The organism is Burkholderia sp. 9777_1386 (genome assembly GCF_015712265.1).
In the GTDB taxonomy this organism is placed as follows: domain Bacteria; phylum Pseudomonadota; class Gammaproteobacteria; order Burkholderiales; family Burkholderiaceae; genus Burkholderia; species Burkholderia cenocepacia.
The window spans coordinates 26,304-40,718 of the sequence record NZ_JACCQB010000057.1; the positions used below are offsets into that span (position 1 = coordinate 26,304).

Annotated in this window: 8 protein-coding genes and 4 pseudogenes; 3 read left to right on the forward strand and 9 right to left on the reverse strand. The window is 61.4% G+C overall.

Translation table 11 applies throughout. From position 1 onward, the window contains the following. Positions 1-562 precede the first annotated feature (562 nt). The 7 genes and pseudogenes from H0X91_RS29290 to H0X91_RS29320 all read right to left on the reverse strand — a co-directional run. Positions 563-1,308 (reverse strand): annotated as a pseudogene (locus H0X91_RS29290) (transposase); the annotation flags it as partial. Between the two features lie 169 nt (positions 1,309-1,477). Further along, on the reverse strand, positions 1,478-3,481 hold the full coding sequence (locus H0X91_RS29295) for a UvrD-helicase domain-containing protein (protein WP_062911586.1): 2,004 nt from the start codon (positions 3,479-3,481) through the stop codon (positions 1,478-1,480). 3 nt (positions 3,482-3,484) lie between these two features. After that, positions 3,485-5,542, reverse strand: a complete 2,058-nt coding sequence (locus tag H0X91_RS35360; protein ID WP_062911587.1) for an ATP-dependent nuclease — start codon at positions 5,540-5,542, stop codon at positions 3,485-3,487. 870 nt (positions 5,543-6,412) lie between these two features. Further along, on the reverse strand, positions 6,413-7,660 hold the full coding sequence (locus tag H0X91_RS29305) for a citrate synthase family protein (RefSeq protein WP_062911588.1): 1,248 nt from the start codon (positions 7,658-7,660) through the stop codon (positions 6,413-6,415). Positions 7,661-7,720: 60 nt separating this feature from the next. Beyond that, positions 7,721-8,113, reverse strand: a complete 393-nt coding sequence (locus H0X91_RS29310) for a VOC family protein (RefSeq protein ID WP_062911589.1) — start codon at positions 8,111-8,113, stop codon at positions 7,721-7,723. Positions 8,114-8,160: 47 nt separating this feature from the next. Next, entirely contained in the window at positions 8,161-9,447 is a 1,287-nt protein-coding gene (locus H0X91_RS29315) for an MFS transporter (RefSeq protein ID WP_062911590.1), read from the reverse strand. 94 nt (positions 9,448-9,541) lie between these two features. Continuing rightward, positions 9,542-10,300 (reverse strand): SDR family oxidoreductase, encoded by a 759-nt coding sequence (locus H0X91_RS29320; protein WP_124523057.1) that lies wholly within the window; start codon positions 10,298-10,300, stop codon positions 9,542-9,544. Positions 10,301-10,613: 313 nt separating this feature from the next. On the opposite strand from H0X91_RS29320, the gene H0X91_RS29325 reads away from it, so the two are divergent. Beyond that, complete coding sequence (locus H0X91_RS29325; RefSeq protein ID WP_062911592.1) at positions 10,614-11,576, forward strand: 2-hydroxyacid dehydrogenase; 963 nt, start codon at positions 10,614-10,616, stop codon at positions 11,574-11,576. A gap of 70 nt (positions 11,577-11,646) precedes the next feature. On the opposite strand, the pseudogene H0X91_RS35365 reads toward H0X91_RS29325, so the two are convergent. Next, positions 11,647-11,751, reverse strand: a pseudogene (locus H0X91_RS35365) (carboxymuconolactone decarboxylase family protein); the annotation flags it as partial. Positions 11,752-12,087: 336 nt separating this feature from the next. Beyond that, positions 12,088-12,405 (reverse strand): annotated as a pseudogene (locus H0X91_RS29330) (ATP-binding protein); the annotation flags it as partial. Between the two features lie 138 nt (positions 12,406-12,543). On the opposite strand from H0X91_RS29330, the gene H0X91_RS29335 reads away from it, so the two are divergent. Beyond that, the gene (locus H0X91_RS29335; protein WP_230391145.1) at positions 12,544-13,032 is read left to right on the forward strand and encodes a cyclophilin-like fold protein; all 489 of its coding nucleotides are present in this window, start codon (positions 12,544-12,546) and stop codon (positions 13,030-13,032) included. Positions 13,033-13,404: 372 nt separating this feature from the next. After that, positions 13,405-14,288: pseudogene (locus H0X91_RS29340) on the forward strand (IS3 family transposase); the annotation flags it as partial. Between the last annotated feature and the right edge of the window lie 127 nt (positions 14,289-14,415).

A 14,415-nucleotide genomic window follows, 5' to 3' on the forward strand; every position in this document is an offset into this window, starting at 1 on the left:
CGCAGGAATAAGCGCAGTGCAATTGTAGGCGTTCGTTATTAGCGCTAGCCGTGTTCAGAAACGTTGCTAGCGGAAATTCTCAAAGAAGCCTTGGCGAACAGGGGCTTTTTGATGTTTTCTGGCGGCTGCTTAGTTGTTGCGTTTCTGCAACGGAAACCTGGTCAATGTTCACTAACGTTGCTAGCACGTTGCACGTGTTCTTTAATCCTGCTAGCGCAAGTGTCGCGTGGATTGATAGGAATCCATATGGCTTCGATCGAAGAGCGTGCCGCTCGAGCAGCGAAGATTGCGTCCGTGCTTCGACCGCTTGGCAACGGCGTGCTTTCCCGACAGCAGGCTGAACGAGCAGCACAGCTATTCGGCGTTCACTGCACCACCGTATATCGCCTGCGTCGACTTTTCCTCGCAGATCCGGTCGTCAGCACATTAGAGCCAAGGCAGCCGGGTAGGGCGACCGGGGGCAGACTGGACGCCGCCGTCGAATGCGTCATCGACGAGGCCGTGCACGAATGGCTCCCTGATCAGCGACACCTTGCGCAGCCTGCAACTGATCTTGTACTTGAGGTGAAACGTCGCTGCAGCGTTGCAGGTCTATCGCCTTCAAGCGGGTGTTGCTGCGGTCCACCGCAACGCGACCGTCATGTCGCCGCTTATCTCGCCGCACGCCAGGGCGGCGCAGCAGCAACTGTTGCTCCCGCATGACCCGATACACGCGCTTGGCGTTGATGCACGGCGCACCGGTCTGCTCCCGACTGCGGCGCAGCAGCGCCCAGACACGCCGGTAGCCGTAGGTCTGCAGATGCGCCACATGGGCCTGAATTTCCTCGACCAGCCCGGCATCATTGGTCATGCGGGCACGGCGACCATCGCGCCAGTCAGACGAGCGAGCTCGCTTCACCGCCACGGCAGAGCGCGCCACGCCGAGAACTTCGCAGACCGTCTTCATCGGTCGTCCCCCGGCAGCAAGGGCGAGCACGCAATCAGGTTTTTTGAACGGCCCCATTCCACGGCTTCTTTCAGGATTTCGACCTCGAGCGTCTTCTTCCCTAGTAGCCGTTGCAGTTCCTTGATTTCCTTGATGGCGGCGGCCAGCTCAGATGCCGGCACAACGGTTTCGCCTGCCTTCACCGCTACCAGACTGCCTTCCTGGGATTGCTTGCGCCAGCCGAACACTTGGTTGGCATTGACGCCGTGCCGACGTGCAACGGCCGACACCGACGCTCCCGGCTCCCATGTTTCCTGAACGATGGCGATTTTTTCTTGCGCCGTGCGCCGACGACGGCGCTCCGGCTCGGTCAGAATTTCGATGCTTTCCACGTAACGACTAAGCTTACCGAGAGGCGCAAGACTATCCGTTATTTTAAGAGAGTCCTCGTGTCCTCAGATACGTGGGGCCGCTCCATTGGGCTCGATGCCATTCGGCTTGCACGTCACGACGAGAATGTCTCAAGTCCGCAAAAAATCCATCGCTGTACGCCTAGACTTGTACGTGCGCATCTGAGCAGCAATCAATGACAGTCCAACCTCGACCCATCAGCGTGTCGAGTTCCCCAGGCCCAAACGCATCCTTTCGCATCGCCAAGCACAGCAGATGGGTCGGGCGAGTCATCGCGACGTAATGTAACTTGAGCCGCCCGAGCGTTCTCGGGCCTTCAGGGACTTGCCGGCCCCTGGCGTTTGTCGAAAAGCCGCCCGACTTCGTGCCCAGCAACCATGGCTTCAGTTCGCTTAGATGATGCGCGTGGTAGAAACTGTCGAGGACGAGTGTCGCCGTGTGCGTTTCGCCCTTCACCGCATGGATCGAGCTCAGCCGAATGTGTACCTGCGGGGCGTCGGGCGGATAAGCAAACAAATTGTCTGCGCACGCGGCAATTGCGGCTTCGCCCTCAGCTACGGGCTGAGCCTGCGGCAGCGCTAAGAAGGTGGCAACATCCTCGCCGAGCACCTCTGCACCGCTCAGTTGCCGGATCACCGCCTCAATATGGGCTTGTGCTGCCGCGGCACAGAGCGCAGGGGTGATATCCCCTTGGTGTGTCAAGATGATTTCTTGCAATGCGAGATATTCGCATCTCGCGTCGCTGTCGCCAAGAATCTCGACCACCCGGCGATGAGGCGATTTTCGTGCGCTCGCCCCATACGGGACGCCGGCAAGCTCGCTTGCGGCGAGGAGCGCCGCCGCCACGGCGTTGATAAGCTTGCCCGTGTTTCTGCTGCCAGCCATCTCAAAACGAGCCCGCGCAAGGTATTGGGCGAAGCTGCTCGGCGTAGACTCCTTCCGAACGCATGCCGGGTCGTAACTGGGCACATAGTGTCCCATCGCTCGCGGGATGCGATCGTCGTCTCCGGGTTCGTGAACCCCAGCCACTGCAGTGAACACTCCGTTTTCCAGTACAGCCGCATCGAAGCTATCCAGCAGATGCTGGCCATAGCGCTCCAGCACTCTCTGGACCGACCCGTCATCGAAAAGGAAGATTGCCGACGCCTTAGGATCGGCGCTGAGGTGATCCGGTGGACCGGCGCCGATTAGCGCATGCGGCGTAACCCCCAATCCCTTTACTTGGTCCGCAAGATTCTGACCAAAACGGTAGCTGCGTGGCATTGGATGTACAACAGCGCCTGGAAACTGATCCGTCGTGGCGCCGCTCTGGCTGGCGCTTTCGTAGATGGCTTGGTTGGAGTCGCCGAAACGCTGACGGCGCGACGGCGCGTCGCCGCTGCAAAAGATGCGGTGCAGCAGCGCCGATTGTGCCTCACTGTTGTCCTGCGCCTCGTCGATGAATACCAGCGGAAAGCGCCGACGTAGCATTGGAATCGTCTCAGGATGCCGATCAAGCAATTCGCAGGCCCATACGAACATTTCGTCGAAGCAGAAATATCCGTGTTCGCTCGACCGGCGACGCGCATCGATGATCGCTTGATATGTCGGCGTCAGCGGTCCGAAACGGCCTGTCTTGCCCCCGCCATAGTCAGTCTGGTCGTAAATCAGGCAGGTTTCGCTCAGATTTGCCTGCTGCAAAGCCCAGCGCCGATTCGCGGGTAACAGGTTCCACCGCTTCGCAAGCGCAATCCTGGTATCGATGCAGCGCACTTCGACTCCTTTCGACCGGAGCCAAGGCAGCGCGAGATACTCGTTCACAAACGCATGGATCGTGCCGACGAAGTGCGGGTAGCGTGTCAAAGAGACACCCGGCGCCGTACTGCTGAGCTTCGCGCTGATTTCGTTGCGCGCGGCGTTGGTATGCGACAGCACGCAGATGCCCTGCTGACGGCTTGGCCAGCGCATCGCTAGCACTGCGAGTTTTGCGACCAGCAAAGTCGTCTTGCCACTTCCCGGGCATGCCTCGAAGTCGATTGTGTCGAGTCGCAGCATTGCTCGGAGTCGGCTGTCATCATCCTCGACAGCCGCAAATCCCGCGGGGCCAAGCCCCATCAATACTGCTGCCCAGGTAACGTCTTCCTCGCGGATTAGATCGTCGTACATCACTCAGGCCCCCGGTGCCGGCGCCATTACTGCCGCGCCCGGTTCTCCGGCCACGCCGCCTGCGAGCGGCGGTGCGAACGGCCCGGTGACATGCTCGATAGCCGCAACGATGTAGGGCGGCAGCAATGCGCGCAAGCTATTGGCATCCAGGTTATTGTCCCCAGCCTCCTTTTCCAGCAGTTCGGCAAGATATTGCGCGCCGATCGCCTTTGATGCCCCATCAGCCTCAAACAGCGCATAGACATGTGAGGCGAGCGTCGATGGATCATGCCCCGCATCGATCAGCGCTTGAAAGGCTGCATCGGCGGCGGCGAGGATGCCGGCCTGCTCGGCAGTGCCGGCAGAGAGGCGGTCATTGGCTAGCGCTAGCGTCCCTGCGCGGTAGACGTGCTTGCTGAGACCGTGGAATGCGAGGTCAAATTCAAGCGTCCATTCGTTAGCGACGAACGTCTCGACCTTTTGGCCTGAGGCCTTCGCCCTGCGGTCGGCTCGCCGCTGTTCAAGGTGTTCGCCCGGAAAATCGTCCTTAATCCGCCATTGCCGCTTTGAGGGAGGTCTTGGAGGGATCGGTTGCCCGTCCTCCAGCTTGCCGACGATCCAAGGCGCATTGTTGGGCATCACGTCCATGTCGGTGATGCAGGCGACGGGAATGTTAATGACCCCATCCTTCTCGACGTCTTCGCGCATGAAAATGCGTGCGTATCGGCCGAGCCCAACACCGCCGACATTAACCACGGAGACACCGTGATGGTGGAAATCGCGGTCAAGTAACCTCGCTATGACGGGCAGGAGGATGTTCTCGGCATCCCCCTCGACGATCATCACTGCGCGCGCGAAGAACAAGTTTGCCTTGGTGACGTCGAGGAAGCGCTCGAGAAATCGATAGTCTGATGCGCTGAGCTTGGTCTTACCCTCACACAGAGGGAAAGCCCGTCCGCCTTCAATCAATACGAGCTTGTCGAGTTGTAGGTCCGAAGCGAGATTGGCACTGTGCGTTGTAACGATGATCTGGATGCGCTGTCCATCGGCACGCGACTTCTTTGCCTGTGCCTGCAGGAACGACATAAGTTGCAACTGCCGCTGCGGATGGAGATGCGCCTCGGGCTCTTCGATCAGCAGCAACGGGAACCCGTCGCTTTCAGTGGCGAGAAGCAGGAGCTCGCACGCCATGAACAGCAGGTTGTTTGAGCCGAGTCCACGACTGTGCGCACTTTCGGCGTCAGACGACGCGGTCAGTACGAGCTCAAGCTTCTCAAGTAGCTGCCGCAATCTGAGGCTGTCCTCCTGCGCTCCTGCTACGCCGATCCGCGCATTCAGCATATCGTTAGCGAACGAGAGGGGCTTCAAGTACTCGTCATTGAGTCGCTTTCGAGCCTGCCTAATGCCTTCGCTCTCCCCAAGCAGATGTGTAGCATAGTCGCCGAGGCCCAACACACTCAACGTCGTCGGGTCGGGTGGCGGATCGGCAAGTTTGTCGAAAGGGTTTCCTGTGTCGCGGATTTCAGTGGTGTGCTGGAGAATCTGCGATAGTCGCGATCCTCGCCCAGAGCTCATGGCCCGCTCGGCGTCGCGCAACGGCCGCAGATACGTCGCCGTCAGCAGCGATCGTGCCCCCAGATCGAGCAATGGGCCGTCTCCCTTGGCACCCGTGCGCCACTCAGGCGGAAGAACGCGGCGCGAGCTGCCTTCCTTGGTGTTGCGTTTCGCAACCCAGGTCACGATCAGCGCGGTATTGATCGCCCCGGCTACCGTCTCATACGTGAGGAACTCGGCAAACGCACCTCGATCCGCCGTGGTGAGTCCTCTAAAAGTCAGACGGATGATAATTTCGTCGGCACTTGGACCACCGGCGGTGGGCTGATGAAAATCAAGTGGATCCACCCGCAGCAGGTCCTGGTCACGCGTGCCGACCACCAAACGTAGCGCGTCGATGACCGCTGTCTTGCCGGCATCATTCTCGCCGACCAATGCGGTAAGTCCCGGGGACAGTGGTAGCACGAGCGCTTTGTTACCGGCACCAAACAGCCGGAAGTTCTCGATTCGAATTTCTGCGATATACACAGTGACGCCCCTGCTGCGTAGAGTCCTACCGATAGGCTAATCCAATGACACATCCGAGAGACTGAAAATTGCTCGGAAATTCTAACCGATCATTGGGGCTGCAATAGGCCGGAAATAGAATTTCAGGTGCGTCTAGTAAACGGTAATCCTTCGCTTTTGACGCGAGTCGAAAGTCGCGTTTCTGTTGTGGCCACGAGCCCCTGTTTCGGCGCCATGGCGGCCAGGCCCATGTTAGGTCGCTCGTGATTGTATTGCCATATCCATTCGGTTGCGACGTGTTTAACATGCACGGTCGTCCGATTCGATTGCGACACAAATCCAACATGGTTGGAGAGTAGAGCGCGGGGACGACGTTTTCGCCACACAAGCTGATTTCATCGACTCAGATGACCAGAGAGGCCATGCGACTGAAGAGATCAGCGCGCTGCTGGTCGTGTCTGGTCCCGCAACCGCGGACGATGTGCAGGCGAATGCGTCTGGCGGTGTGTTGGTTTCGTTGTCCAGGCGCTTGGGCATTGTCAAGCCGGATGGCATTGCCCGCGAGGCGGTCACCAAACCCGCGTCCGAATGCCTGCTTTGTACGAGTGCCGACCGGTTGAATCCGCCGTCGTTCAGAGTCGATCGCATCGTTGCAGAACCGCCATTCACTGTCGCGTGCAGTTCGCGGCGTCGGGATCGACGCGACAGCAAGATACGGAACCTTATCACTATGCTGCGATTGCCTGCTCAAAACTCAGATTTCGCACAACGCATGACTGCCACTGCCGGCGTCGCAGGGGAGTTGACGCCGGTCTTCGTGAGTCGCGGCCGATGAAAACTTTTCATTGCAAACGGTGGCGCGTTCAATTCGGTCTACGTTTGTCACGCGAATTACTCCACCACCTTGAAAAGGCGGTTCTTGTTGATCATGCCGACTTTCGTCTGTTTGCCGTCGTCGTCAGCAGCGGGCCGCAGATGCCGATCGTCGAGCGTCGGCCCCGTATAGCGGCTGCGCGGCCGGATCACCTTGCCGACGCGCAGCTGTTCGATGCAGTGTGCGAGCAGTCCGACGCTGCGCGCGATCGAGAACAGCCCGAACGCCGCATCGCGCGGCAACTGAAGCTGCACCGACAGCATCGCCATCGCGACATCGATGGTCGGCCGCTGGCCGGTGAGCGTCGTGACCTTGTCGACGAAGTGCGCGAGTTCCGTCGGCGGATCGAGCCGCGCAAGCAGCGCGGCCGCGCGCGGATCGCCGTCGGGGTAAAGATGATGGCCGAAACCGGGAATCGGGATTGCGGACTTCAGGTGATGATCGACGACGCGCTCGGCACCCAATCGTTGCACATCGTCGAACACTGCGCGCACGCGTCCCGACGCGTCGCCGTGCAGCGGTCCCGACAACGTCGCGAGCCCCGTCAGCAGGCAGCCCGCGAGCGACGCGCCGGTCGATGCGGTGATGCGCGCGGCGAATGCCGAACTCGTGATCTCATGATCGGCGACCAGCACCATCGCGCGGCGCAGCAGGTCTGCGCCATGGCTGTCGAGGCCCCAGCCGGCCGCGAGCCGCTGATGGGTGTGAAGCGGGCTTGCGCCGGCGTCGTCTTGCGCGCCGAACGCGCGCGACACGATCGCAACGAGCTGCCCGGCCTCGATGTGCAGCGCGCTGTCGAGCCGGCCGAGCGTCGAATGGCCAAACGCGGCCAGCGTCGCGAGCATCGTGAACGCACATTGCCGGTCACGCTCGCCGGGCGGCAGCACGATCACCGGCGCGTCGAACGACACCGGCGCGGTGGCCTGCCAGAGCAGCGAAGCCGTTTCCTCGAGCGTCGCGGTATCTGCGAGTTCAATGCTGTCGCGGCCGCGATACCATGCGCGACCCTTCGAGAACGTGGTGATGCCGCTGTAAATGCACGGCTCGGCACCAAAGATCGTGCTGGCCGCGAGCGCCGCTCGCTTGCGGCCGACCTGCTTCTTGCGACACAGCGCGACCACATCCTCGGCCCGATACAGGCTCTTGCGCGGATCGTCGGGATCCTGCATCACGGCAATGCTGCCGCGGCTGGCGTACGCGTAGACGGTCTGCGCCCGCACGCCGAGCCGCCGCGCTGCTTCCGTCAGGGTGATCCAGTTCTGCATGGGGAGTCGTGATGAGGATGCGGCCGGTGCGCGGCCGCTTGCGCCGACTATAGACCGGGTTCAGTTGAATGTCATCTCGGCCGGGCGCCGCTCGAGCACCTCGACGAGGATGTCGCCGGGCGCGCGCACGAAACAGCCGCGCACGCCGGCGCGGATCCGCGTGACGGGCTGGACGATCTCCGCGCCGTTTTCGACCAGATGCGCGTAAGCCGCATCCAGATCCTCGACCAGCACGCCCAAGTGGTCGATCCCTTGCATGCGCGTGCCGTCCGGCACGATCGCCGGACACGCGTCCGGCAGCGCCGTGATGAAGAGGTTGATCGCCCCGATCCGCAGGTCGACGCGGCCGGGGCGCCGCACGATTTCGGCGTTCAGGCAGCGCGCGAACCACGCGGCGGTGGCCTCGGCATCAGCCGAGCAGAGTTGCAGGTGATCCCATTTGAATTCGATCATGGTCGTGTGCGGTACGTGCAGTGGAGCGTAAAAGGGGGCGAACCGGGTCAGAGCTCGATACGCGACAGCTTGCCGAGCAGCACCGAGTACGACAGCGTGCCGAGGAGGCAGATCGCACCCATCAGGTTCAGCGCCCAGAAAAAGTTGCCGGTGTGCTGCGCCACGTAGCCGATCATCAGCGGCGTGGTGACAGCTGCGATATTTGCTGCGAGGCTCGTGATGCTGCTGGTGAGCCCGACATAGCGTTTCGGCGCGATCTCGGACACCGCCGCCCACGACATCGAGCCGATTCCCTGTGCGAAGAACGCGACGGTTAGGATCGCGATCACCAGCGTGTTCGACTGCACGAAATTGACGAGCACGATCGATGCGCCGAGGAAGGTGCCGATCACGAGGGGCGCCTTGCGCGACGACGACATTGATACGCCGCGCCGGATGCAGAGATCGGACAAATAGCCCGCGATAAGGATCCCGAGCGTCGCGCCGATGAACGGCATCGCCTGGAAGAAACCGACCTTGATCATCGACATGTGCCGTTCCTCGACAAGGTAGGTCATGAACCAGGTCGTGAAGAACACCAGCAGCGTGTTGTTGCAGAACTTGCCGAGACAGATCGCGAGGATCTGCCGATAGCCCAGCAGGCGCAGCGCCATGCGCCAGTCGAACCGGTCGCGCGCCGTCACTACCGGCTGCCCTTCGGTGATGTACTGCAGCTCGGCCGCGTTGACGCGTGGATGGCGCGACGGATCGCGATAGAGCCGGTACCAGACGACGCTGAACAGAATGCCGAACGCGCCGGTCGCGAAGAACACGGCGCGCCAGCCGAATGCCGACGAGATCCACAGCAATAGCCCAGTGAAGAGCGGCGTGCCGATGTACTGACCCATCACGTATACGCTCGTCGCGAAGCCGCGCTCCTGGACCGGGAACCACATCGTCACCGCGCGCGCGTTCGACGGAAACGCGGGCGCTTCGAGCGCGCCCATCGCTAGCCGAGAGCCGAGCAGCATGTGGTAGCCATGCGCGAGCCCTTGCGTCAGCGTGGCCAGCGACCAACCGACGAGCGATAGCGCATACGCGACGCGCGAGCCGAGCAGGTCGGCGAGAGCGCCAGCCGGCAGCAGCGCGATCGAGTAGGCGAGGCCGAACACGGCGAACAGCTCGCCCATCTGCACGCGGGTAAGCGCGAGATCCTTCGACAACGCCGGCGCGACGATACCGAGCGCCGAGCGATCGACGTAGTTGAGGACGGTGGCCACCAGCAGCATCGACAGCACGCCGTAGCGCACCCGCGATCGCCTGGCGGCGCCTGCGTGCGCGTCGAACTCGCGCATGACCGAAACCTGTTCTTCAGCGGTTTTCAATGTTGTCTCCTGTTTTGTGATGGTTGTGCTGGTGCACCTGCCGTGTGCGCCGGCGCGCGTCCGGTCAGCCGCGTCCGACGAAGGGCATCGCGCTTGCCATGATCGTCATGTTCAGAATGTTCGCTTCGAGCGGCAGGCTCGCCATCTGCACGATCGCGTTCGCGACGTGCGCAACGTCGACGCGCGGCTCGGGCGCGATGCGGCCATCGGCCTGCAGCACGCCGTTGTTCATCCGCTCGGTCAGCGACGTGGCGGCGTTGCCGATATCGATCTGGCCGCAGGCGATGTTGAACGGTCGACCGTCGAGGGCAAGCGAACGCGTGATGCCGAGGACCGCGTGCTTCGTGGCCGTGTACGCGATCGTGTTCGGGCGCGGCGTGTGTGCGGAGATCGAACCGTTGTTGATGATGCGGCCGCCTTGCGGCGTCTGGCGCTTCATCTGGCGCCACGCGGCGCGTGCGCACAGGAACATGCCGGTCAGGTTGGTGGCGACCACGTCGTTCCAGAACTCAAGCGAATAATCGTCGAGCGGCACGGCGCCCGCGTTGCGGCCCGCGTTGTTGAACAGCACGTCGAGGCGGCCGAAGTCATGCGCAATCCGCGTGAAGCTCGCATCGACCGATGCCTCGTCGGAAACGTCGGTCGGAATGACCGCGGCCACGCCGCCTGCCCGCTCGACGATCTCCTGCGTCGCGAGTAGTGGATCAATGCGCCGGCCGAGCAGCGCGACGCTGAAACCGGCTTGCGCGAGCGCTACCGCCGCTGCCTGTCCGATTCCGGTGCCGGCGCCCGTCACTGCCGCGATTCTTTTCTCTGCCTGCATTTTCACGCCCTCGTCTTCAGTCCGTTGAACATGCAAAAAGCATTGCGCGGCGACGATTTCGCAGCAATCTTGATTCTTTCAATCAACATCAACCGCCCCGTCCCGACGGGCTGGCGTCAGGGTTTTCCTGAGCTCGCGACTGCGCCGTTCGCGCGCCGGCACGGCATCGCGTATAGCAGAGGACATGATCGGAATCGGTCGATTATCCGGTCGCTCAATGCCGCGCGGACATGTTGATCGAACCAATCAATATTGACCTGCGCCGACTGCGCTTCGTAGGCTGTGTTCCGTTTTCCGACCCAAGGACGAGACCATGCCTGACAACAATCGCACCCGCCTGTTGGTTGCGCGACGCGTTCCCGCCGCAGTCGCCGCACGCGCAGAATCCGAGTTCAACGCGTATGTAACGGACGCCGACATGGACGCGTCGTCCGTCGTCGAGTTCTGCAATCGCTACGAGACGCCGGCGGTGCTGATCGGCAAGAAATCGGGGCTGCAGGCCGAGCACATCGCAGCATTGCCACCGAGCGTGAAGATCATCGCGAACGCGAGCGCCGGGTACGACCACATGGATGTCGCCGCCGCACGCGCACGCGGAATCGCGGTCAGCAACGCCCCCGATGCGCTGACCGACTGCACGGCCGATTTCACGATGCTGCTGGTGCTGGCCGCGTGCCGGCGTGCATCGGAGTACGAGCGTATCGTGCGCGCGGGGTGGGGAAAGTCGTTCGGCATGACCGACATGCTCGGTACGCGCGTGAACGGCAAGACGCTCGGAATCGTCGGTTTCGGGCGGATCGGCCGTGCGGTCGCGCAGCGCGCGCGCGGCTTCGGGATGAAGATCGTCTATACCGACCGACGTCCCGCACCGCCCGAGATCGAGGCCGGCGCGCGCTATTGCGCGGATCTCGACACGCTGCTCCCGCAGTGCGACATCCTCACGCTGCACGTGCCCGGCGGCGGCACGCCGTTGATGACACGCCGCGAATTCGGCTTGCTGCGCGAAGGTGCCGTGTTCGTGAATGCGGCACGCGGCAGTCTCGTCGACGAGGATGCGCTTTACGATGCGTTGACGTCGCATCGGCTGTTCGCCGCGGGGCTCGACGTTTACCGGAGCGAACCCAATATCGATCCGCGCTTTGCCGCGCTCGACAACGTGTTTCTGTCGCCGCACATGGCGAGCGCGACCGTCGAGACGCGCGACCAGATGGGGTTTACCGCGCTCGACAACGTCGCGGCGGTGCTTGACGGGAAGGGGGCGCCGAACGCGCTGTGATGCCGGCGGGCGCGAGCGCTCGCCCATGCCGGGGTGTCCGATGACGGAACCCCCGGCTTCAACCGCGTCGTTACTTCAACACCCCCTCCGCCACCAGCACCTCATGCGCGGCCTTGAACGCGCTGAGACGATGCGGAATACCCGAATAGGCGGTCGCATGCAGCAGGGTCGTTTTTGTTACGTCCAGGGGGGTGACGACGGACGCCCTAACGTCGAGTTGCGATAGGGCTTCCGCCTAGGTCTCGCGTGATGCGCCAAACCATGCCGCCGCTCGGGCCTGTCAGTGTTTAAGGCATAACATGCTCCCAAGGAGAGTTTATGCCTCGCAATCCGAAAGCCCAGCCGCGGCTCTGCCGGCGATTCCGGCCGAGTTGCTCGAGCAGTTCGGCAACGGTCCGATGACGGCCGAAGCCATCAACGCCGCGACGCTGGCGTGTTGATTTCCACTGAATCTTGACCCACCCCGAGACAGCGTAGTACATCTATTCCGGTGTGGATAACTCCTCACTGCCTGCTGCTTTGCTGCTCTCTTTCTGGTTGCCTTCGCCTTGGCAGGACTGGACTTGAAGCGCCAGGATTCATTGCCTGTTTCGACGATGTGGCAGTGATGGGTGACGCGGTCCCGCAGCGCCGTCGTCATCTTTGCGTCCCCGAACACGGTCACCCACTCACCGAAGCTGAGGTTGGTGGTGATCGCGACACTCGTGTGTTCATACAGCTTCGAGAGCAAGTGGAACAGCAATGCGCCACCGGTTTGGCTGAACGGCAGGTAGCCCAGTTCGTCGAGGATCACCAGGTCGACGTACATTAGCTTATGGGCGATCTCGCCTTGACTTATGATGTTTCGCTGCACAGACCGCGAAGACGGAGCCCGCCATGCATACGACTGTGCCAACGGAAAAATGAGAGACGGCAGCAACTTCAAGGCACGAGGTTTGATGCAACGCGCATGTGGAGATGGCAACTTATGACGTGGGATTTCGTATCGAAGGCCGTTGCGATCACGACAATCACGATGCTGTGTTCTGGCTCATTGGATGCCGCGGAACTGGCAAAGAGTACAAACGTGAGCGGCGGCGGAATTCAAGGAGAGAACCGAGTGAAGATTGCGATCAGCATCGATGGCCGAAAAGTCGTCGCCGAGCTCGAAGACAGCGCGACAAGCAGAGATTTCCTGTCTCAGCTACCGATGACGTTGAAGTTCGAGGACTATCACGCGACCGAGAAGATTGGCTATCTTCCGCGCAAGCTGTCGACGTCTGGCGCGCCGGACGGTTTTGATCCATCTATTGGTACCGTCGCCTACTACGCGCCTTGGGGAAACATTGCTGTCTTTTATAACGACTTCGGATACTCGAGATCTCTGATCAATCTCGGGCAAGTCGTGTCCGGGTTGGATATCCTGACGAGAGCGTCGTCGTTCAACGCAAAGATCGAACGCGTTGAGGATGATTGAAGATTCCTTTCGCTTGACATTGCTCCGAGTTGACGCGTGCCAGTCGTGTTTTCATCTGAACATGATGGTGTTGCCACAAAGGATTAATCGTCGAGGCCCGACATGGGATGGTGATCCCCCGTTCTCTAGGGGTGCCTTTGATTCCCGCGCGTTTTTCCAGTTGGACGCCTTTAAGCCTGACAAGACCTTGCCTTGCGGCCCCAAATAACTATTCATATAAAACAATGGGTTAGTATCTACCTTTCGTTGCCGAACAAAAGAGCGTCTTCTGACATGGCCACATCGAAGATGGTGGATCAAGCTGAGCTTCCCCTGAAATTTCGCCTTCCATCGAGTCATGTATAAACTCGACGGAAAGGAAGGGAATCAGGGATGTTCAAGGTACCGAAACAATCGTACACGCCGGAATTCAAGGTTGCAGCCGTGCAGCGGGTCAAGGACGGCCAGGGCTTTGCTGTGGTGGCCCGGGAACTGGGCATGTCGGAGCAGACGCTGCGCCACTGGGTAAAGGCCGAGGCGTCGGGCAAGCTGAATGGAGCCGGAGCGAAGCCAGTTACGCCGGAGCAGATGGAGCTTTCGCGCATGCGCGCCGAGATCAAGCGCCTGCAAATGGAACTTGAGATCGCAAAAAAAGCGGCAGCATACTTCGCGAAGGACCTGCTGTGAGGTATGCCTGGATCGACCAGCAGGTCGGGCAGTATCCGCTGTCGTCGCTGTGCGGGGTGTTGTCGGTCAGCGTGAACGGTTATCGCGCGTGGAAGCGCGGCGGCAAGTCGGGGCGAACGCGACTGACGGACACGCAATTGCTGACGCTGATCTGGACGGTGCACGCCGAGGTCAAAGGAGCATACGGTTCGCCGCGCATGACTGAGGAAATCCGTGATCGAGGCTTTCCGGCCAGCAAGGAGCGCGTGGAACGGCTGATGCGTGAGCATGGCATCCGGGCGCGGCACAAGCGCCGTTACCGGGTGACGACCGATTCGAAACACAAGCTGCCGGTCGCGCCAAACCTGTTGAACCGCGAGTTCACGCCCGCCGCGCCGAATCAGGTGTTCAGCTCGGACATCACATATATCTGGACCGACGAGGGCTGGCTGTACCTGGCCGTGGTGCTCGACCTGTTCAACCGGGAGGTGGTGGGCTGGTCGATCAAGCCGCGCATGACGGCGGGTCTCGTGACGGACGCGCTGACGATGGCTTGGTTCCGCCGCCGTCCCGCGCCGGGTGCACTGTGCCATTCGGATAGAGGCAGCCAAGGCGAATTCAACCGGTCGTCGCAACACCTTTAATCGAGGAGGTGTTGCATGGGGCGAAGCGCAAAGCGGGTGTATCAGTTGACAGGCCGAGGAGCGATGCACTCGCCGGGCGCACCATCGCTTCGGC